Raw genomic sequence first — 21,488 nt, forward strand, 5'->3', positions numbered from 1 at the left:
CTCACACAGAATTAGCAGCTACTTTCGTTTTCCTGTTTCTCAAATACACTAATATGCTCACTATTGCTGCGGGAGTGATGCCTTGTATTTGCTTTGCAATGCCAATCGTCGCTGGTTTTATCGTCTGCAGCTTTTCTATTACCTCACTTGACAGGCCTTTAACTTGTGAATAGTTGAAATCAATTGGAATTTGAGTGTTAATTTCCTCTCGTAAAAACTTCATATCTGCTTCTTGTCTTATTAGATAAGGTTTGTATTTTGCTTCAATTTCAACCGCTTCGCATATTTCATTCTTAGCTCTATTATCCGCTTTGGTGTGTCCCATTTTGTCATTCCAGCGCGTGACGCTGCTTAACTCCGGCCATATTTCTTGTAATTTATTCCAGTCGATGTTTGGATAGCTAAGTAAATCTAGTGCCGTTTTTCTTATCCCATCATAAGATATTTTGATACCATAAGACCTAAGCTGCTCAGGAGTAATCGTCAAACTCCCTAACTTCTCTTCAAGCTGCTTAATGGATTCAAGTTTATTCTGTAAAACAGAGTATCTCTCATGCGAAACAAGGGAAATATCATAACCTTTTTGTGTTAATCTTCTATCTGCATTGTCTGACCTGATAGCTAGCCTATATTCTGCACGCGAGGTAAATAATCTATAAGGTTCAATCACCCCTTTGGTGACCAAATCATCTATCATTACGCCAATATACGAATCTGTACGATGGAGAACAAAGCTTTCTTTTTTTTCAGATGCAGAAAGTGCTGCATTGATCCCGGCAATAATTCCTTGCCCTGCTGCTTCTTCATATCCAGTGGTGCCATTAATTTGGCCAGCAAAATATAGGCCTTTAATTTTCTTAGTTTCAAGAGTATGGCTTAGTTCTCGTGGATCAATATAGTCATACTCAACTGCATATCCAGGCCTTAGTATTTCTGCGTTTTCAAGTCCCTTGATACTCTTTATCATTTCACACTGCACTTCAATAGGCAATGAATTTGAAATTCCGTTCGGGTATATAGTGTTATCGTCAAGCCCTTCTGGCTCTAGAAATATTTGATGACTACTTTTTTCTGCAAATTTTTTAACTTTAACTTCAATTGATGGGCAGTATCTTGGTGCAACAATATCATCTAAATATGAAGAAGCTGACCTGTGCAGATTCTCTCTAATTATTTTATGCGTGTTTTCATTAGTATGGGTAATAAAGCATGATACCTGAGGTTGGTTAATTTTTTCTGTTAAGTAAGAAAACGGCACAGGTGGATTATCACCCACTTGTTCTTGCAATATTGACCAATTTATAGTGCCACGATCGAGCCTTGGTGGAGTTCCGGTGCGCAGTCTACCTAATTTGAAATTATATTTCTTCAACGTATTTGCAAGTTCTACGGCAGGCTTATCTCCCATTCTTCCTGAAGGGGTTGTTTGTTCTCCTATATGAATCACACCTTGCAGGAAAGTTCCTGTAGTTAAAACGACTTTGCTTGTCAGTATATGCTCCCCTGAGCTTGTTATTACAGCTTTAATGCACAATTCTCCATTGTTATTACTCTCTATAAGGAAATCGTCAACTGACTCTTCTTTTACTGTCAAATTGTTATAATTTAGAATGATTTCCTGTATTGCTTGCTTGTATAATTTTCGATCTGCCTGTGCACGTGGTCCCCACACCGCTGCACCTCTGCTGCTATTTAAAATGACTGAGTGTATGCTTGCTTGATCGATTGCTCTTCCCATTATTCCATCAAGAGCGTCAACTTCCCTAACTACACCACCCTTTGCAACTCCTCCAATTGCTGGATTGCAGGACATCTCTCCTATAGTTGAAATTTTATGAGTTATAAGCAGCGTGTTTGCACCAAGGCGAGCTGCCGCAGCAGCCGCTTCGCACCCTGCATGGCCACCACCTACTACTACTACATCATATTTATGCATGCCTTCTTGAGTAATTCTTACCCTACTAATATTCCGACTATTAGCGGTTAATGTCAAATTTTATAGTGATACCTCTCCTGTTACTCCGTACTGCACATACAACTATACGCACATTCGTTTTTGCTAAGGTAATTCGCACGACAAATGATGTCATGCCAGTGCTTGACACTGGCATCCAGGAATTTGATTGTAAGTAAGCACACTGAGCTGGTGAGCATAAAAGTAGCTGATCTTATACTAAATAGACGTTTTTGGTGAGATTGCATAGAAAACTGGATCCCAGTGTCTGGGCACTGGGATGACACCCCTTTGTGTTTGAGGCAAAACCGGCTATAACACTTAACATACTGACTTTGTAAACAAATGTTCGTGCAGCTATGTGCTGCACACTGGAATAACAGAAAAGCTTACTTGGTTAGCTTAAACTGGTTTGTACCCCTTCTCTTTTGAAGAAAAGTGCTCAACTATAGGTGATATAATGTGCTCATTCACTTTTTTAGCAGCAGATATTATAGCCGCGGTTGCAAGTAACCCTGCTATCGGCGCTATTACTCCTATTGTTGCACCTGCTAAAGCTGCACCAAGCATTGCACCAGGAAAAATAGCAGTTGCGGCTGCAGCAAGGCCAACTCCAATTGCAACGCTTGCAACGCATATACAAGCAAAGAAGAAAAGAGCTTCTTTGGAGAATTTTCCTTCTTTTACACTATCGCATATAAAATATGCAGTTAATAATATTACAGGAATGGCGGCAATAATTCCACCTATAACCAAAGGTGATAAAGCTGTAAAACTCAATCCCAGACCTGTAAGTGCACCTATTACCGATACTGCACCTAAAAGTATTAAATCTCCTTCATCCATACAACCTCCTTATTGATAAATAAATATTACCATTTGTTCATATTTCTGTAAAGCAGAAAATTTTAGTGGGGCGAGCGACCAGGATCGAACTGGCGACATTCAGTACCACAAACTGACGCTCTACCAACTGAGCTACGCCCGCCAAGATATAAAATTTCTAACATAAGAGCGCAAATAGTCAATTGATTATTTAACTCTCCTTTTGCAGAGGGTTTTAAGTTTAGCCAATAAATATTTTCATTGATACTTTTACTATTATAGTTAATCGTATTGACACTAATGAAGTAGTGGTATGTTTAAAAGTATTTTCACATTTAGTTTTTTTACGGCTATTTCAAGGATCTCAGGGTTAATAAGAGATGTATTAATTGCTACGGTTATTGGTGCAAACTCTCTTGCAGACATATTTTTTTCTTCGTTTCGCTTTGCCAATCTATTTCGAGCATTTTTTGCAGAAGGAGCGTTCACTACCTCATTCATACCGTTATACTCAACAGAATCATATGATAATAAAAAGGCATTTAATTTTGCAAGTAGTGTAATATCCATTACGTTTATCATCTTAGTAATTTTTTGCCTTATCATGCAAACTTTCTCCCCTTATATGATTCAAATTTTTGCTCCTGGATTTGACCAAAGTAAGTTTACCCTTACTGTTACTTTATCAAGAATTATGATGCCCTACATAATCTTTGTTTCAATTGCATCACTTATTGGTGGAATGCTGCAGGTAAAGCAGCATTTTGCTTCAACAGCTATTGCACCAATCGTTTTGAATCTTTGTTTAATCATCAGTTTGTTTGTGCCTTACGTAAAAACCTCAGCGCACAACCTTTCTATAGCTGTGCTGATAGGAGGAGTTTTTCAGTTGTTGCTGATGCTATTTAGTGCATATAAATTAAAGGCAGCTTTTTCTTTTAGCCTTGAATTAAGCAATGAAGTAAGGTTATTTTTTAAGCGTGTGATACCTGCAATTATCAACAATTGTGTAACTCAAATAAGCTTATGGATTGATACAATCATGGCGAGTTTTATACCAAATGCGGTGTCCTATATATATTATGCCGATAGGCTAAATCAACTACCGCAGGGAATAATCGGTACTGCAATTGGTACAGTGCTTCTTCCTTTAATTTCAAAACAGGTGAATAATACTGAAAATATAGTCAAAATACAAAGCAAGGCTCTCAACATAGGATTAATGTTAATTATGCCAACAACTGCTGCCTTTATCATTATTCCCGACATAATTTTACTTACGCTTTTTTCTTACGGCCGGTTTGATCATTATGCAGTGCAGCAAACTGCTCCCATGTTAATAGCATTTTCTCTTTCTTTACCTGCATTTATTATAAATAAAGTATTGCTACCCACATTTTTTGCTAAAGGCAATCTGAAAATACCAACCATATTTTCGCTAATGTGCCTTGGAATTAATGTAGTGCTAAACCTTTTGTTAATGAACGAGTATCAGCACACGGGGATTGCTATTGCTACTTCCGTTTCCACTTGGATAAACTCCATTCTATTAATTAGTTATTTAACAATAAATAAAATGTATAAGGTTAGCCAAGCGTTATTGTTAAATATCATGAAAATTTTTGTAGCAACGGTAGTCATGTCAATAGCCCTTTATATTTTTAATTCTTTGTTGGCAGGATTATTTTTTGATAAAATGTTGGCTCGTATCGTTTATTTAGCGACTTTAATAGCTTTGAGTGTTATTGTTTATTTTGGTATTCTCTATTTAATATTTAAGGGAAACTTTAAGCATGTGTAAATTATGAGACTTTCTTTATATGCTATATTATCAATCTCGCTGCTATTAATTCTTATGCACGTTGCTGCAACTTTTAAGGATTGGAGTGGCTACAAGGGATATATTATAAAAGAGTTGGAGAAGACGTATGATGCTAAAGTGCATATTGGAGGAAAAATCAAAGTTTCATTGATTACCCCAAAGCTCACTATCTATAATGTATATATACAATACAACGAAAATAAAGAGCAAAAGTTGTCAGATTTAATTAGTGTAAGAAAAATTGAGGTAAAACCGTCACTCCTATCGTTGTTTTTATTTTCGTTGCAACCAAAGTCAATCACATTGTTTGGTATGAAAAGCAACAAAGAAAATTTACTTAATATTATAAATACAAAAGCCAGTGGTAACACAGTCGATATAGTAATAAAAGACAGCCAAGTAAGTTTTAAGAGTGATTTCGCTGATATTGTTAACATAAAGGAGGTTGCTGTAAAAAAAAATAGGCAATTCTCCGGTAAAGTAAAGGTAGGTGATAATAATTACGATTTTTCAGGAAAGCTTGATATCACAAAAAAGAATGTACACATTAGTGTTGAATCAAATTTTGTAAATTTGCTATTTACAGGTAATAGAAATCAAGAAGAACTCCAGGGTAATTTAACATTAACAATTAATAACAGTTCCTGTTCTGTGAGTGATTTAGCAAAAATCATTAATCTTAGCTTTCTCTCTTGTGTTATTCCTAGCGAAAATATCAAGATATCATCCAATATAAGTCTTAATGAAAGTGAGTTTACGGCAACTGACTTAAAAATTGATTCCAAAAGCATGCAAGCCAGTGGTACAATACAAAACGATAGAAAAGGCAATCACACTAATCTCAATATTAGCTTCAGTAAAGTTGACTTAGATTCCATACAAGACAATTCACAAAAAACAACAAATATAAAAGACCTTCTGGAATGCTTTAGAGCAGTTGTGCCAAAGAACTTGAGCTTAAATTTTAATATAGAAGCTTCTAACATTCAATATCAAAACAAAATATTGGACAATTTCCGTGCTGTACTAAAATCCACTGATGGCAAAGTAAAAGTTAATACGCTTCTTAAATTTCCTGGAATCAATAATATATCTTACTTATCAGGAGAGATCTCAAACAATAATGTCCTATCTGAATTCAACGGTGATTTGTTAGTAGAAGGAAATGATTTTGAGTCATTCATTTCATGTTTTTTCCCTTCTATAAAGATGAAAGAAAACCAGAAAAATCAATTTACACTAAGTTCTAAACTGCACCTTGCACCAAGAATATTATCTATCTCAGATATTAGACTGCTAAATAATAAGGAATCCTTGCAAGGATCAATTAGAGTAAGCCACACAAAAAAACGCAGTGTGATCGATGGTGAATTTAGCATGCATAATCTTGATGCAGATAAATATGATCATTCATTATTTAGCAGTTTACCTAAAATGCAATGGCTGAAAAATTTTCAGTATGATGCAAATATAAAGGCCCGTGTTAATAACCTTACATTGAATGATACGAAAATTAAAAATTTGGATTTTTTGCTAAAAATGGAAAAAGGTAAGCTAGTTGCAGATAAAATAAAACTATCTGGAGAAGATTTCGATATTACCGGTAATGCAAAAATATTAGCAGATCAAAAATACGCCAAACCTTTATTAGATGTTAACCTTACGGGCAGTAAATTTAATGGAAATATCTTTAAATTACCGAATTTAGTAGAGACGAAAAGAAATTCAAGAAATGAGATAGATCAAATTCAATGGTCAACAAAGCAGCTTGATTTTTTGGATGATAAAGAAGGCTTTGATGCAAATGTGCAAATCAATACTGCAGAATTTAAAACCGAGCAGAATGTTTTGAAAGATTTTAATTTGGATGTGGTAATGAGAAACAACACTATCACTATCAGGCAGATAAGTTACGTATTAGAACATGAGCAAGTGTTTTTTCAGGGTTATTTAAGATCAGACTCAATGAATACAAGGTTTTCTATTGTAAATTTGGACACTAAAAAGATTGGTAAGGTTATAGGAATTGACAATGTAAATGGTCAGGTAAGCTTAAATGGTGAAATCAAAACTCAAGGAAAAAGTTTTCATGATTGGGCTAGTAACTTATCAGGAGATGTAAACTTACAAGCGCAAGGAATAGAAGTTACTAATGTGGATTTTAATTCATTTATCACTAATTTGTTAAGCAGTAAGAATAAATCTGAAATTTCCACACTTGCTTATGTTGATATATATAATGGCAAGACATTTTTTGAAAATATTAGCGGAAAAGCAAGTATTAAGAGTGGTATATGTTCAACTAGTTTACAGTTCGGGATTGATCAAGCATCAGGATCAATCTCTTCTAATTTAACCTTATCTAACTTCACTTTAAATTCTATATTCAGGTTCTTTTTCATACCACCAAATTATAGTAATCCAATCTATATCGATATGCATTTGGATGGCCCTATTTGGCGTCCTAAGATGAGTTTTGATGTAGACCAAATCTTCATCGCTCTGGTTGGCAAGAAAAATAGTTAATTCACTTAGGTGTACGGTTTAGGGAACAATAGGCTTTTTGCATTACCTCCTGTCATCCAAGTAGCGTGACATACAACTGTACGAACATTGCAATATGGACATAGTAAACGATGTCATGAAAGTAGCTGACACTGGTTTCCATCCAAGAGCCAGTGCTTCTTTCTTGTCATCCCAGTGCTTGACACTGGGATCTAGGAATTTTGATTGAGCACTAAGTTGGTAAGCATAAAAGTGTTATACAACGTTCTTGATGAGATTACGGCAAGGCTGGATCCCAGTGTCAAGCACTGGGATGACACCATTTGTTGTAAACTCACTTTTACTCTATGGTTATACTACCTTGCCGCTATCCTGAACAGATACAAATTATTGCTTGCAAATAGGTGCAATTTTTACATTGTGAAATTAAGGAATGAGATTCCAGCGTTACACGCTGCCAAAGAGTGGGCTACCGGTTTTTCATATAAACAATGGTTATACAAGAAGTCTATTATTATACTTACATTGTATATAAAAATTTTAATCCAGCTTATCCCCACCCGGCAGCGGTGGCAAGCCAAATGCTTCCCTTTTTTCATTGAGTGTCATAAAGCTTGCATTTTCTACGTATTTCCACAACTTTTGTCTCTTTTCTATGAGAATTTCTATTGCATCTTTGTCATACGACAAGCACAGATCTTCACCAAATCTTGGTATCAGCCAAGAATTCAGGTGACAGATAATATTTTCTAGCGTTGGTAAAACCGTCTGCTCCCAGAGGGACAAGCGTGCTTCGACTAAATTGCTATAAACGCGAATTCTGGATTAAAGGAAAATAGAAAAGGCAGGAAAGTAGGGTAAACTCAACAATTATAAAAAAATAGATGAGGTTACCCATGGAAGATATAACAAGACTGTTTTGTTTGGTCGATGATTTTTGCAGAGATATAGAGAAAAATTTTGCAGATAAACTACTGACAAGTGGTAAAAAACCCACAAGAATAGCGAAAATTACGCATTCAGAAATCATGACAATAATCCTTCTCTATCAGCAATCTCCGTGCAAAAATTTTAAAACTTTCTATCTACATTACCTAACATTGCTCTACAAATCAGAGTTTCCAAAGTTGCTTTCATATACCAGGTTTGTTGCACTAAAACCTAAAGTTTTCTGGCATTTAGCAATGTTATTACAGTGGCTTTGTGGACAGTCAGAAAATACTGGAATTTCATATATTGATACAACCTCTGTTGCAGTTTGCCATGCAAAAAGAATTTCCAAAAATAAAGTTTTTGCTAACATTGCAGAATTAAGCAAAAGTACTTATGGCTGGTTTTTTGGTTTCAAATTGCATCTAGTTATCAATGATAAAGGAGAAATTCAGCCACTGACGCTAACAAAAGGGAATGTTGATGACAGAAAACCTGTACCAAATCTGACAAAAAAATTAACAGGTCTTTTGTTTGGTGACAAGGGTTATATTAAAAAGGAGCTTTTTCAAGAGTTGTTTAACCGCGGTTTGAAACTTGTTACCAAGGTGAAAAAGGGGATGAAAAACACATTAATTTCACTAAATGAAAAGATTTTGCTAAGAAAAAGGTCCATCATTGAGACGGTTTTTGGCTACCTCAAAAATATACTTGAAATTGAACATACTCGCCATAGATCTCCTGTTAATTTCTTGGTTCACATCTTTTCTACTCTCATTTCTTATTCCGTGAAATCCAAAAAGACTTCTATTTCCTATACTTTCTTCCTTAATCCAGAATTAGCGTTAAAAGAGCCCAAGAGAGGTCAGTGCTCCTTTTTTTGTCATCCAAGTAGCCTCCTATGGTGTCATCCCAGTGCCCAGACACTGGGATCCAGTTGAGCTATTTCAACAAAAATACTGCATTTTGAGATGAACGTTTATTTTCACCAGATTATTTACAAGTATAACAATTAAAGTCTGGATTCCAGTGTCAAGCACTGGAATGACACCGTCTTGGATGGAAACCAGTGTCGGCTACTCGGATGACATCATAGGGGCGCTGGAGTGACACCCTGACAATCGTCATCCCGCTGCTTGTTAGCGGCTAAGGGATACCGCGAATGAATCGCGGTATGACGTAGGGATTGCATTAGCTATAATTCTTTAGTTTTCACTTTTCTTTTAACCTTGCAATGATATTTTCTTTGCCGATAAAAATTAATAGTTTAGCGAGCTCTGGTCCTGTTTCTGTTCCTGTTAAAGCTGAACGCAACTGCGTAAATAGGTTTTTTGCCTTTATATCCACTGTTTGTCGAATAGTTTTGACCCATTCTGACAACGTGTTTTCATTACAATCACCTTGGGGCAATGCATTGAACGCAATTTTTATAAGCTCCTTATCAAGAATCACAGGCTCTATATCAGATTTGCATATTTTCCACCACTTGGCCACCTCAGAAAACCTTTCTATATTGTTCCTTATAAAATACCAAAACTCTGAGGAGTCCACTCCAATTTGATTTAAACGGTCTTGCACCATTTCAAATGGCATTTGTTGCAGAACTTTGCTATTTAGCTTATATATTTCACTCAAGCTGAATTGTACAGATGCTGAGCTAAATTTTTTAATGTCAAATGAGTCAATTAAAGACTGTATGTCAACATAAGCTTCTATCGGATCAGATGTTCCGAGCTTCACTAAATAGCTAGTTAGCGCCATTGGTTCAATTTCATCTTCTCTTATGGACTTGATATCCAGCCCGCCTTTCCGTTTCGATATCTTGCTATCATCAAAATGTAGTAGAGAAAGGTGAGCAAATGTAGGGATTTTCGCTTTTAATGCTTTAATCATTTGGATCTGAACTGCGGTATTAGTTACATGATCTTCCCCGCGTACAATATGAGTTACATTAAAGTCAACATCATCGATAGCAGAAGGTAACATGTATGTGTAAATTCCATCTTCTCTTTTTACCACAGGGTCGCTGACGCTACTGGTTGCAATATTTATTTCACCTTTAACTTCATCATTCCATTTTACAACTTCATTTCTATCCAATTTAAATCTAAAATGAGGTCTTCGTCCTTCTTGCTCATAACGAATTTTCTCTTGCTCAGTTAGAAGTAACGCGCTTCTGTCATATACCGGGGGAAGTCCTTGTTTTAACTGCAATTTTCGTTTAATGTCTAACTCTTCTCTTGTTTCATAGCATGCATAAATATGCCCTTCTTTTATTAACTGCAAAAACACCTCATTGTAACGCTCAAAGCGCTCTGATTGCTTGAAACTTGCATCCCAATCTATGCCAATCCATTTTAGGTCTTCTATGATATTATTTATATATTTGACATCTGAACGCTGAAGGTCAGTATCATCAAAACGGAGTAAAAATTTTCCATTTTGATTACGTGTGTACATCCAACAAACCAAAGCAGTTCGTACGTTTCCTACGTGGAGATAGCCAGTTGGGCTTGGAGCGAATCTTGTTAGCATTTAAATAGCAATATTGTTTACTCTAATTTATTTTAATTTTATATAAACATATGGCTAAAGCAAGTGAGATCTGCTAATACAATTGAGCAAGAGAAGAATAAGTATGGCTATAGCATTGTGGCACCTTTGATATTTGATGGATTAAGACCATATGATAAATTCAAGAAAATTCACAACTTGACGACAAAGGCTAATGTAGCATTATATTGGTATCATGACTCACTTAAAAAAGATGAGAGAAAAACTGCAAGATCAAATAAATTATCATAATGTTTTGTATCACCAAAAAAATAAGCCAGAAATAAGTGATGCTGAATATGATGAACTGAAGAAAAAGTTAGCTAAAATAGAGGCACAACTTCCAGAAGCTTATGCAACACAAGATAGTGTTGGTGCTTCACCTGATGAGAGGTTTTCTAAGGTGGAACATCAAGAACCTATGCTTTCCCTTGAGAATGCTTATGATGAACAAGGTGTAGAGAAATTTTTGTCTAAAATAAAGAGGTTTTTAATTGAGGACAAAATAGAGATATTATGTGAGCCAAAAATTGATGGGTTGTCGTTTTCTGCAATTTATGAGGATGGAAGATTTGTTAAAGCTGCAACTCGAGGCGACGGTTTTGTAGGAGAAGATGTCACTCACAATGTTGCAACAATAAAAGGCTTTCCTAAGTTTTTGCAAGGTGTGCAAGGAAGACTAGAAGTAAGAGGTGAAATATACATCAGTAACAGCGACTTTTTAAAGTTAAATGAAAACGATGAATTTGCCAATCCTCGAAATGCAGCCGCTGGTTCTCTGAAGCAATTGGATGCAAACATTACAGCAAGTAGACCACTTAGATATTTTGCTTATTCTTTGATTGGTGGAGCAGAGAAAAGTCAAAGTGAAATACTAAATAAGCTTGAGGCACTTGGTTTTTGCGTAAATGAGCATCAGTCCTTAACGAGTAGTTTGGATGGAATGCTGAAGTTCTATAACGAGATTTATAATTGTCGCTATAACTTGGATTATGATATTGATGGAATAGTCTATAAAGTAAATGATTTGGTACTACAAAATCGTCTAGGGAATACTCACAAAGCACCGCGCTCAGCACTTGCATACAAGTTTTCTGCGGTTTATGCAAAAACAAAGTTAAATAAGATATTTATACAGGTGGGTAGAACAGGAGTTTTAACTCCAGTTGCAGATTTAGCGCCAGTCAATATTGGTGGGGTGCTAGTTAGTAGAGCAAGTCTGCATAACCAAGATGAGATAAAACGTAAAGACATAAGAGAGGGAGATATTGTAACAATCAAAAGGGCAGGAGATGTAATTCCCCAGATCATTGAAGTAAGCAGAGATTCTCGTCTTCCAAATACACCTGAATTTGTATTTCCTGAAGTATGCCCTGAATGTGGTAGTAAAGTACGTCAGGTTGAGGGAGAGGCGGCAGTAAGATGTCCTGAGGAATTTGCCTGTAAAGCTCAAATAATAGAAAAACTAAAGCATTTTGTGTCGAAAGATGCATTTGACATTGTTGGCCTTGGTGATAAGCAGATAGAGTTTTTTTACGACCTTGGTCTGATAAAACAAATCCATGATATTTTTACTTTAGAAGAAAGATTAGATGAATTTAATCTGGAAGAACAGCCTGGTTGGGGCAAGAAATCAATAGCTCATTTATTAAATGCTATACAAAGCAGAAAGGTAATAACTCTAGATAGATTTATATTTTCTTTAGGTATTAGATTTATTGGCCAAGTTGCAGCAGAATTGCTTGCAGATTACTATGTTTCTTATGATAATTGGTATAATTCGATGATTGAACTGTCATCAGATAATACTGAGCTAGTAGGTATAGACGGCATAGGAAAAAAAGGGGCTGAATCTTTGGAATCATTTTTTTCTAAGGAACATAACATCAAAATGTTAAATGATCTTACTGCTTGTCTTCAAATTCTTCCTGTGAGCTCCAACTCTAGTGACTCTGTTTTAAATAATAAAATTATAGTGTTTACTGGTAAGCTACTTGCTATGAGTAGAGGAGAGGCAAAAGTAAGAGCCAAAACTCTGGGAGCAAAGGTCAGCTCACATCTTTCTGCTAAAACTGACTACCTAATTGCAGGAGAAAAACCAGGATCCAAATATAAAAAGGCAGTGGAATTAGGTGTAGAAATTTTAGATGAAGACCAGTGGCATAAAGTGATAAGTTTGGGAGTGTTCAAATGATACTTGGATGTATCCGTTCAGGATAGCGGCAAGACCATAGAGTAAAAGTGAGTTTACAACAAATGGTGTCATGCAAGTAGCTGACACTGGAATCTAATTTCACTTTATGATGGTGTCATTCCAGTGCTTGACACTGGAATGACACCATTTGTTGTACAAACTACCTTTGCAAACAAATGTTCGTACATCTGTGTGTCATGCACTTTGCTTCAATATTTGTACATTAGCCACTCCCCTGAACAGACAATGGCGTCAACTTAAGGACACATTTTAGACTTCTTTGTTGAAATAAAACAGAAACAAAAGTGCTGTTTATTGCACTCTTTGGATAATTTAATGATAAAAAATTTAGAGAGAAATTTTATACACTATCGCTGATATTTTTCCTTAAGTTGACGCCATTGCCTGAACAGATACAATCAATTTACTGACATTGGTATGGCTAAATTCGAAATGGCTACATGAATTTATCGTAAATTACTATCGCATAAGGTGCGATGCAACAAAGCCATCCCAGTGTCAAGCACTGCCGTCATAAAGGAACCAGTGTCAGCTACCTTCATGACGTCGTTTACTATGTGATATCGTACCATATTGCAGTGTTCGTACAGTTGTGGGTCAAGCCATAGGATGACAACAATGATTAACTTTCTCCAAATTTAGAATTATTTCGGTTGCTTTTTTTATCTCATCAACAGACGGCAAGTCTTCTGTGCTGAGCGGTAGGCGGACAGTTTGATGTTCTATAAGACCAATATCATGCAAAAGTGCTTTAGTAGGTATTGGGTTGCTGGCAGTAAATAACGCTTCGCAAGCCTGTTGCCAGATATCTGTTGAACTTTTCATGTCATTTCCTGTCATTTGAACAGGTTTCCTTCTGGATTCCAGCGTCACGCGCTGGAATGACAGTGAAGAGAGTTCGTCGTTCAGACATTGCTTAACGTATTCATGCGCTATGCGTGGCCAAACATTGGCAGCAACGGAAACCAGGCCAGCCGCACCATAAGCGGCCATATCAGATATCATATTATCATTTCCGCAAAAGACCTCAATATTTGGTGCAACTTTCTTATACTGAGTTAAAGTATCAACAGTGCCACTTGAATCTTTGATAGCCCAAAATTTTTCGTGACTGGATAAGTTGCGTACAGTTTCAGCGTGAAGACTCACTCCTGCTCTCGATGGAATATTGTAAAACATAGCCGGCACATGTGCTTTTTCAAGTAGCTTTTCAAACCATAAAGTCTGCCCCATAATTCCGGGCTTTGCATAAATGGGAGTTGTCATTAGATAGCCATGGATAGGCATACCCTTGCAAAAATCAAGCCATTCAAGAGTCTGATATAGATTCACTCCTGGTACGCCAATTATAATTTTCGTATTTAATTTTAGCTTACATACGAATTCAACTAATGTACGCTTTTCAGAATCAGTAAGCGATAGGCTCTCACCTGTGCTACCTAGCAACACTACGCCATTTTCAGCTTTAACTTGCATTGTCAGTAAACGCTGCAAACTGCTATAATCTATGCTATCCCCATTGCAATTAAAAGGAGTAACACAAGCAGTCCATAAAAATGTAGATTTCAATTTAAATTGTTAAAATGGTATTTCATCGTCGAGTAGTTCATCTTTTATATCGTTGTCAAAACTTTCGTGTTTATCTTTTTGTTCTGTTTCACCTTGTTTGTATTCACTTGGCTTGTAATCAGGATTTGGCGCACTATTTCGTGAATCCAAGAGAGTAAGAGCGCTATTAAAATTATATAGAACCACCTCTGTTGTGTATCTTTCACTACCGTTTTGGTCAGTCCATTTTCTAGTTCTCAAAGAACCTTCAACATAAACTTTACTGCCTTTACGTGCAAAATCTTTGACGATTTTTACTAATCCTTCACTAAAAATTACGATATTATGCCACTCTGTCTTTTCAGAGCGCATACCGGAAAATTTGTCAGTCCAACTTTCAGATGTGGCTATTGAAAAACTTGCCATTTCTTTTCCATTTTGTGTAGTCCTAATTTCAGGATCTTTTCCTAAATTACCAACTAGTATGACTTTGTTTATGGTACCACCAGACATAATTATGTTCTAAATAAATCCCTTTATTATCTTATATGAAAGTACTATTGTCAAATTTAATTAAAAGTGCGCTTGGAGGGATTCGAACCCACGGCCTTTGCCTCCGGAGGGCAACGCTCTATCCAACTGAGCTACAAGCGCATATATATTTAAGTTATTTAATAGATAAGCCATCCAAGTCAAATTTTTGTTTTGGATAAAGCGTAAACATAATACTCCCATATCCAAAATATACATTTTGAGAATCATTCGCATGCTTTTTTATTGCTTTTTGATCTACGGTCCATACAAAAGTTACATAATTTTCAGTGACTGAGTGCACTTTTAAATCCTTAGTATTTATAAACAGTTTTCCATTTACCCATATTTTCCATGTATCGGGAGAAAGATATAAAATTGAGTCTAAACTCACTACCTTACAGTTGAAATTATCTGATACCTCCTCTTTTACAGCTCTTGAAGATCGTAAATTGAACTTTTCCATTTCATTGACCATTCTATTAACTGGCTCTTCATCAAAAAAAATGCTTTTTACGTTACTATATTGTGACAAAACGTCAAAGTCACTTTCCACTGCTTCTCTTATTATATCGTCCCGATCTGTATAGCTTAGTTTTTGATTGTTGATAAAGAAACACTCTTTTGCACGCAAATTTGCTATATCAATAAAATCGTCGATTTCTTGATTGCCAACTTTAAGAATACTTTCAAAATATCTTTTTTCTATCATCATTCCATACTGAGAATGATGACAAACCATTTCATCATTACCTTGTTTTTCTATATATACGCATAAATTTCCACTATTTAATCCTAATATTTTATGCTCAATAAAATCTTCATTGCCAATATATTGTCGGCAAGAATACTCCTTACAAATTTCTATGCTTTCTATGATATCTTCACAACTGCAATATGCATTAACATTGGAAATGAGTAGCGTAAAAATAAAAAACAGCTTTATGTTCATCACCTTATCTACTTAATATAGTATACCAATCAAAGACTATATTAGCTCTCACTATCTCTATCATATTACCATTCAAAATCTGATTCATAGTTGCAGCATCAATATTTCTCTGCTTATTTAAAATAAGAGATTTGATCATAACATAACCGGGCAGATTTGGAATAGACTGTAGAAATAAAAAAATATGCTTATCGCTGATTGAGCTTAAATTTAGGACCACTTCACTTTTTATTACTTTTGTGCGTTCACTTTTGTTGTGGAGCTCAACTTCTTCGGGTATAGAAATTGATATTTCAGGTTCTAATATATAGTACTTTTTATATAACTTGCTAAGCTCGAAATTTAAATTTGCAATGTATCTGCTACTGTGTAAATTTGAAGAAGAAATTTTTTTCCATAAATCTAGGTTTTTATTTAGAACAACTTCCTTTTTTTGAATTCCAGTAATCTGTAAATTAATAGAACGTATTTTATCAATCGCAATTTGGTTTTTATTATAAATCTTTTCGTTATAGATAACAACATATGTTAATAACCCTATTAATCCAACAGATAATAACAAATACGATATAAACTGAATTGTAGCTTTTCTTTTTAATTGAGAGATAGTCATTAATCTACATTGCCTCTCCTATTTCAACATCAATAGATAGATTTTGCTCTTTAGCAGCAGGTAAGCTAGAAATATTAATGTCATAGGTACGAAAATTATCGTTTAAATTTTTTCGTAGTTTCTCGTATTGATGAGAAATATTTTTACCGGATTGAAAATTAAACTTTAAAGTTGTGGTAATATAACTTTTTGCCTCATTATAATTCCATTCAAATGATCGAAGCTCTATACCTGGTATTTTTAACTTTTCTACATACTTAACTTGTGTAAGAGGAGAGTATTCTATTTTTGATAAAATATTATTGATATTAATAAAATCATAAATTTCATCTATTTTTTTTACATTATAGCTTTGGCTAAGTTTTGTTAATTGGTTATTTAAGGTGTTCTGCTTTGCTGATAAATTATCAGCGACATTGAAATTTGAATACAAATTTAGCAAACAAAGGGTGTTTGTTATAACTAAAACCAGGGCGAAGTATAGAAAAATTCGAGGAGAGTTTAAATAAAGGTAATTGAATAGATAAAATTCTTTAGTTTCCTTTGTATTAAAAATAGCTGCTAATTTATTCTTAAAGCTATGAAACAAAATTATGGTATCGCAAAAGTTATCTTTTTCACTTATAGCTAGTTCTGCTCCTAATAGTTTGCCTAACTCATATGGAGTTAATATGTTCACACTGTTCTCTGAAAAATTTATGACTGATAAACTAGCTTTGATATCTTCTGACACTATGATACAAAGGTCGATAGGGTTATTTTTTTCAAACCCAAACTTAGTTAAGGATCGAATAGTATCTTGCACTTCCTGATATATTCCACCAGCGATAATTCCTGGTAAATTATCATTAGTAAATGATGTTAAACGCGTAAATACCATTTTATTCTCTTTAAGAACCACTTGTCTATAGCCTCCCGTTTTAGTTGCAGCAACTATAATTTTCCAATTATTAGGATCTTTATGTAGAATCTTTTTTGTTATATTACTTATTTCTATAGGAAATATTAATATTCCCTTAAAGTTGGAGCCTATCTCAATAAACACATTCAACCAATATTCTACTAAATGCTTTGCTTTTGATGAAACAAGAAGATAGCACCAGTTTTGATTGAATTTGTTTGGCTTCTCAACCAAAAAAACTGAACTTATGTCATTATTACGAGAAAAATGCTCCATCTTTGTTTTTGCTGATAGATAGGCACTAATCTTGTTTGCCCTTGTAATAAACTGTAGCGAGTAATTTTGATCTGCATGATTAAGCACCAGGTATAAAGGTGCTTTTTTATCTGACGAAAGACATGAAATTAAATCGGAAACTGCTTTATCGTTTTTGCCCTTAACAAAATACCTTTTATTTAAAGTATTATTTTTAAAATATAGTAACATTATGCCTTCTTCTCCAATAGAAAGCATAAACTTACTTTTGGATTTTGAACTAAACATATTAACAAAGCATATACTTATCTAGAATTAAAAAGGCAATTTATTGAAATTCATTAAACGTTAGAGGGAAATATTGTTATAAATTTTCGCAGCAACATTATTTATATTATAATTTTTTTTATAAAATTACCACTAATATTAAGTTATTTAGATAACAAATTAAGAAAATTCATTAAGACGAATTTGTTGTTTTTCAAATTGTAGGTAAACTTAAGCCACTTTAGCTATATCTGCCGATTGACTTTAATTAATAAGAGTTATTAATCTATTTACTATTCTTGTAATATTATTTCTAATGGTAAAGAAATATATATTTTTCTGGAACAGTTGTTATTTCAGATACAGAATTTATTGTAAGTAAACTAACCATTTGCTGAAGAGCGCTCATCTTCTGTGGTACTTGATGATGGAGCAACTAATTTGCTCAAAATCTCATCTTTTGGTCCCATAGCGTAAATGACACCATCTGACATGAGGATCACCTTATCAACTACGGACAATAACGGTAGCTTGTGAGTGATGATAACAGTAGTAGTATTTTGTTTTCTTGCAATGCCAATTGCATTAATTAAGCATGCCTCTCCATTGCTATCTAAGTTAGCGTTTGGTTCATCAAGTACTAAAAGTTTTGTGTGACCGTAAAAAGCTCTGGCAAGTCCAAGAAGCTGTTTTTGGCCGCCAGAGAGCGTTACCCCTCCAGGACCTCCTATTGTTGTATCATATCCATTTGGTAAACTTAGTATTAGTTCATGTATCCCTGCAATTTTTGCTGCTTTGATTATTTCTTCAGGATTTGGATCTGGCCTCATGCGAGCAATATTAGCCTTGACACTAGTGTTAAATAACTCAATATCCTGAGGTAAGTAGCCAACATAATTACCAAAATTTTCTCGATTCCAAGTATATACATCAGCGCCATCTAGTCTGACTACACCAGATATTGGCTTCCATACACCAACAGTTAATTTTGCGATAGTGGATTTACCAGAAGCACTTGCACCAATCACACCAACTACGTCCCCTGGTTCTATTACAAATGATATTCCTTTTACTGTCGGCTTATTGCTTCCATAAGGAGTAAAAAATACTCTATCAAATTCCAATTTTCCTTCAGGTTCTGGTAGAGCCATCGTTTGCTCTCTTTTTGGCGATGTTAATATAAGTCTTTGTAGCCTTCCATATGACATTCTAGCCTGATTTAAAAACTTCCAAGTATGAACCGCAGCATCAAATGGTGCTAATACTCTACCCATTAAAATTGAAGCAGCGATGATGCTACCGGCAGTCTTATGAGCTGTGATTGCAAGTAATGCACCTGTTCCAATCACTGATATTTGCAGAGTTGAGCGCAAAAATTTAGTGATTCCAGTAATTACATTAGAGCGATTTTGTGCTTTAATTTGCATTGCTCGGTTCTGATCATTTCGTTTACACCAATCAGAGACTATGAATTCTGACATGCCCATAGCTTCAACCACTTCTGCATTTCTTGTTGCAACATCTATAGCATTGATATTCCGTATAGTTTCTTCGTTGGTTTCTTGTAATATTCGTTTAGTGGCAAGTTCATTCCATATTGCCATAGAGACTAATATGATGATTCCAGTAATAGCTATAAACCCCGTGGAGGTATGTATCATGAAAATCACAACAAGGTAAATTAACGACCATGGAGTATCAAACAGTGAGAATATGCCATTTCCTGTAATGAAATTTTTTATCACTCCGAGATCTCGTATTGCTTCACCACTTGAAGTTGAGCTCTGCACTGATGTTAATCTAATTGACCTTACTATCAGGTCTGGTGTTGCAGTTTTATCAATCCAATCACCTATTTTCGCCATGGCTAAATATCGACAAGTTTCAAGCATTGCAGAACATGCAAATGCAGATAAAGTGATAATTGTCAGCATAGTTAGTGTTGATACACTTTCGCTCGATATCACCCGATCAAGCACTTGAGAGGTATAAAGTGGTAGGAATAACATTAATAAATTGATTCCCGCACTAAACCAAAAGATAAACCAAAATGCACTTTTGCATTTTTCTAGGCAAATATATAGAGTACTTTGCTTCAATTCTTTTTTTATTGATGGCGTAATTTCCACAATCTTCCTCTTAATTTGATTACATGCACCATATACAATTTTTATTACAAAAATATTAATAACGGTAGTTAGCTTACTTTAAGTGAGTAAAATATTAATATATGTGAATAGGAAATATAAACAATGGTAAAAAGAAGTATAGTTGATATTTCCTTCGTTGCCTATAGCGAAGCTACGTCATACCGCGATTCATTCTATAGCTGTACGAACATTCATTTTTGAAGGTAAACTGCACAGCAAATGGTGTCATGAAAGTAGCTGACACTGGGATGGCTTTGTTGCATCGCTACTTATGAAAGGCTAACTATAATTAGGATTATAAGCAACTTATTGAAAATCTTGTTTTTTTGCAATCAATCTGATCAAATTTAAGAATAGTAATTTGTTATTTATATTAATAAATTTAATTCTATTGAAAATAGCTAAAGCATTGAAATTCTTGAATTTTAGCCGGATTAGTGAGTGGTAGTGAAATTTCTTTTACTCAAATTTAGGTATTCACTGACCGTTCTTGTTGTAAATACCAGAATAATAAGCTACTGATATTCTCCACCTTTTTTATCTTTAATCCATCATAGCTAGCGATGCAACAAAGCCCACCGATTCATTCTACTGCAACGCAGAAAATTCGTACAATTGTGCATAATGTGGGGCTTCTGGCTACATTTTTCTATTGAACTCACCTTTTCTCTATGTGACAGATTTCGTATTAAATTTTAAATTTAATGCGCCTAGATATACAAGCATTCCTAGCAAAACCATAGGTATAGAAAGCAACTGCCCCATAGTTAAATCAAGCCACAAATAGCCAATTTGATAGTCTGGTTCGCGAAAAAACTCAACGAAAAAACGTGCTATTCCATACCACATAACTGCAATACCAGTTAACGCACCGTGATACAGTCTTATTCTAGTTAAGAAAAACAGTGAATTTGCAACTGCAAAAAGTAGCAGTCCTTCAAAAAGTGCCTCATAAAGCTGGCTTGGATGACGCAGCAAATTATCACCACTCTCTGGAAATACCATACCCCACGGCACATTTGTTACTCTGCCAAATAACTCTCCGTTTATAAAATTGCCTATGCGACCTAAAAATAAACCTATGGGAACTCCGCAAGAAACTAGGTCCAGTGCATAAAATATAGGAATGTTATGTCTTTTACATGAAATTATTACTGCAAGCAAAACTCCTATAGCACCACCATGAAATGACATCCCTCCTTCCCAGGTCTTCAATATCTCGATAGGGTTGCTTATATAAAGAACTGGATCATATATCAATACGTAGCCAAGTCTGCCTCCAAGGATAATACCTACAATAGTGGCTGTTAATAACGAATCGTAAAAATTCTTAGTAAATATTTTTTGGTCATCTAGCTTATGTAAATACCAATATGCAAACACTATACCCAAAACGTAGGCTAAGGAATACCAATATATAGAAACAGGACCGATGCTGAAAATTACTGGATTTAAAGACATATTTTG

At 34.9% G+C, this 21,488-nt stretch carries 13 protein-coding genes, 2 tRNA genes and 2 pseudogenes; 4 read left to right on the top strand and 13 right to left on the bottom strand.

What is annotated here, in order from left to right; all coding sequences use genetic code 11:
• Position 1: 1 nt before the first annotated feature.
• The 3 genes from mnmG to OPR49_RS06295 form a co-directional block, all read right to left on the bottom strand.
• Entirely contained in the window at positions 2-1,936 is a 1,935-nt protein-coding gene (gene mnmG / locus OPR49_RS06285) for a tRNA uridine-5-carboxymethylaminomethyl(34) synthesis enzyme MnmG (protein WP_265027545.1), read from the bottom strand.
• A gap of 420 nt (positions 1,937-2,356) precedes the next feature.
• Entirely contained in the window at positions 2,357-2,800 is a 444-nt protein-coding gene (locus OPR49_RS06290) for a hypothetical protein (protein ID WP_265026981.1), read from the bottom strand.
• Between the two features lie 66 nt (positions 2,801-2,866).
• Positions 2,867-2,942, bottom strand: a tRNA-His gene (locus OPR49_RS06295).
• A 150-nt stretch (positions 2,943-3,092) separates the two neighbouring features.
• On the opposite strand from OPR49_RS06295, the gene murJ reads away from it, so the two are divergent.
• The gene (murJ, locus tag OPR49_RS06300; RefSeq protein WP_265026982.1) at positions 3,093-4,580 is read left to right on the top strand and encodes a murein biosynthesis integral membrane protein MurJ; all 1,488 of its coding nucleotides are present in this window, start codon (positions 3,093-3,095) and stop codon (positions 4,578-4,580) included.
• Positions 4,581-4,583: 3 nt separating this feature from the next.
• Positions 4,584-7,127: an AsmA-like C-terminal region-containing protein gene (locus OPR49_RS06305; RefSeq protein WP_265026983.1), complete on the top strand. Its 2,544-nt coding sequence runs from the start codon at positions 4,584-4,586 to the stop codon at positions 7,125-7,127.
• A 519-nt stretch (positions 7,128-7,646) separates the two neighbouring features.
• On the opposite strand, the pseudogene OPR49_RS06310 reads toward OPR49_RS06305, so the two are convergent.
• Positions 7,647-7,916 (bottom strand): annotated as a pseudogene (locus OPR49_RS06310) (phage portal protein); the annotation flags it as partial.
• Between the two features lie 86 nt (positions 7,917-8,002).
• Here OPR49_RS06310 and OPR49_RS06315 point away from each other — a divergent pair.
• Positions 8,003-8,866: pseudogene (locus tag OPR49_RS06315) on the top strand (IS982 family transposase); the annotation flags it as partial.
• A 382-nt stretch (positions 8,867-9,248) separates the two neighbouring features.
• On the opposite strand, the gene gltX reads toward OPR49_RS06315, so the two are convergent.
• Entirely contained in the window at positions 9,249-10,571 is a 1,323-nt protein-coding gene (gene gltX, locus OPR49_RS06320) for a glutamate--tRNA ligase (RefSeq protein ID WP_265026984.1), read from the bottom strand.
• Between the two features lie 214 nt (positions 10,572-10,785).
• Between gltX and ligA the strand changes: the two genes are divergently transcribed.
• Positions 10,786-12,783 carry an NAD-dependent DNA ligase LigA gene (ligA, locus tag OPR49_RS06325; protein ID WP_265026985.1) on the top strand — a complete coding sequence of 666 codons (1,998 nt, stop codon included), beginning with the start codon at positions 10,786-10,788 and terminating at the stop codon, positions 12,781-12,783.
• A 618-nt stretch (positions 12,784-13,401) separates the two neighbouring features.
• Here ligA and dapA read toward each other — a convergent pair.
• The 8 genes from dapA to lgt form a co-directional block, all read right to left on the bottom strand.
• Positions 13,402-14,373 carry a 4-hydroxy-tetrahydrodipicolinate synthase gene (gene dapA, locus OPR49_RS06330; RefSeq protein WP_265026986.1) on the bottom strand — a complete coding sequence of 324 codons (972 nt, stop codon included), beginning with the start codon at positions 14,371-14,373 and terminating at the stop codon, positions 13,402-13,404.
• A gap of 9 nt (positions 14,374-14,382) precedes the next feature.
• A complete protein-coding gene (ssb, locus tag OPR49_RS06335) occupies positions 14,383-14,865 on the bottom strand; it encodes a single-stranded DNA-binding protein (protein WP_265026987.1) in 483 nt (160 codons plus the stop codon).
• Between the two features lie 67 nt (positions 14,866-14,932).
• Positions 14,933-15,006, bottom strand: a tRNA-Arg gene (locus OPR49_RS06340).
• 13 nt (positions 15,007-15,019) lie between these two features.
• Entirely contained in the window at positions 15,020-15,835 is an 816-nt protein-coding gene (locus OPR49_RS06345) for a hypothetical protein (RefSeq protein ID WP_065094808.1), read from the bottom strand.
• Positions 15,836-15,839: 4 nt separating this feature from the next.
• Positions 15,840-16,448 (bottom strand): hypothetical protein, encoded by a 609-nt coding sequence (locus OPR49_RS06350; RefSeq protein ID WP_065094800.1) that lies wholly within the window; start codon positions 16,446-16,448, stop codon positions 15,840-15,842.
• Positions 16,449-16,452: 4 nt separating this feature from the next.
• A complete protein-coding gene (locus OPR49_RS06355) occupies positions 16,453-17,892 on the bottom strand; it encodes a hypothetical protein (RefSeq protein ID WP_265026988.1) in 1,440 nt (479 codons plus the stop codon).
• Between the two features lie 362 nt (positions 17,893-18,254).
• Positions 18,255-20,000, bottom strand: coding sequence for a type I secretion system permease/ATPase (locus tag OPR49_RS06360; RefSeq protein WP_264338961.1), 1,746 nt, complete (start codon positions 19,998-20,000; stop codon positions 18,255-18,257).
• A 690-nt stretch (positions 20,001-20,690) separates the two neighbouring features.
• Positions 20,691-21,482: a prolipoprotein diacylglyceryl transferase gene (gene lgt, locus OPR49_RS06365; RefSeq protein ID WP_265026989.1), complete on the bottom strand. Its 792-nt coding sequence runs from the start codon at positions 21,480-21,482 to the stop codon at positions 20,691-20,693.
• Positions 21,483-21,488 lie beyond the last annotated feature (6 nt).

It is taken from the genome of Wolbachia endosymbiont (group A) of Bombylius major (assembly GCF_947251895.1).
GTDB lineage: Bacteria > Pseudomonadota > Alphaproteobacteria > Rickettsiales > Anaplasmataceae > Wolbachia > Wolbachia pipientis.

Bases quoted from the DNA above. Each gene is read 5' to 3' on its own strand.
- OPR49_RS06355 (WP_265026988.1), bottom strand. From the start codon at position 17,892: ATGTTTAGTTCAAAATCCAAAAGTAAGTTTATGCTTTCTATTGGAGAA.
- OPR49_RS06290 (WP_265026981.1), bottom strand. From the start codon at position 2,800: ATGGATGAAGGAGATTTAATACTTTTAGGTGCAGTATCGGTAATAGGT.
- OPR49_RS06345 (WP_065094808.1), bottom strand. From the start codon at position 15,835: ATGAACATAAAGCTGTTTTTTATTTTTACGCTACTCATTTCCAATGTT.
- OPR49_RS06305 (WP_265026983.1), top strand. From the start codon at position 4,584: ATGAGACTTTCTTTATATGCTATATTATCAATCTCGCTGCTATTAATT.
- ligA (WP_265026985.1), top strand. From the start codon at position 10,786: ATGACTCACTTAAAAAAGATGAGAGAAAAACTGCAAGATCAAATAAAT.
- lgt (WP_265026989.1), bottom strand. From the start codon at position 21,482: ATGTCTTTAAATCCAGTAATTTTCAGCATCGGTCCTGTTTCTATATAT.
- murJ (WP_265026982.1), top strand. From the start codon at position 3,093: ATGTTTAAAAGTATTTTCACATTTAGTTTTTTTACGGCTATTTCAAGG.
- OPR49_RS06350 (WP_065094800.1), bottom strand. From the start codon at position 16,448: ATGACTATCTCTCAATTAAAAAGAAAAGCTACAATTCAGTTTATATCG.
- ssb (WP_265026987.1), bottom strand. From the start codon at position 14,865: ATGTCTGGTGGTACCATAAACAAAGTCATACTAGTTGGTAATTTAGGA.
- mnmG (WP_265027545.1), bottom strand. From the start codon at position 1,936: ATGCATAAATATGATGTAGTAGTAGTAGGTGGTGGCCATGCAGGGTGC.
- gltX (WP_265026984.1), bottom strand. From the start codon at position 10,571: ATGCTAACAAGATTCGCTCCAAGCCCAACTGGCTATCTCCACGTAGGA.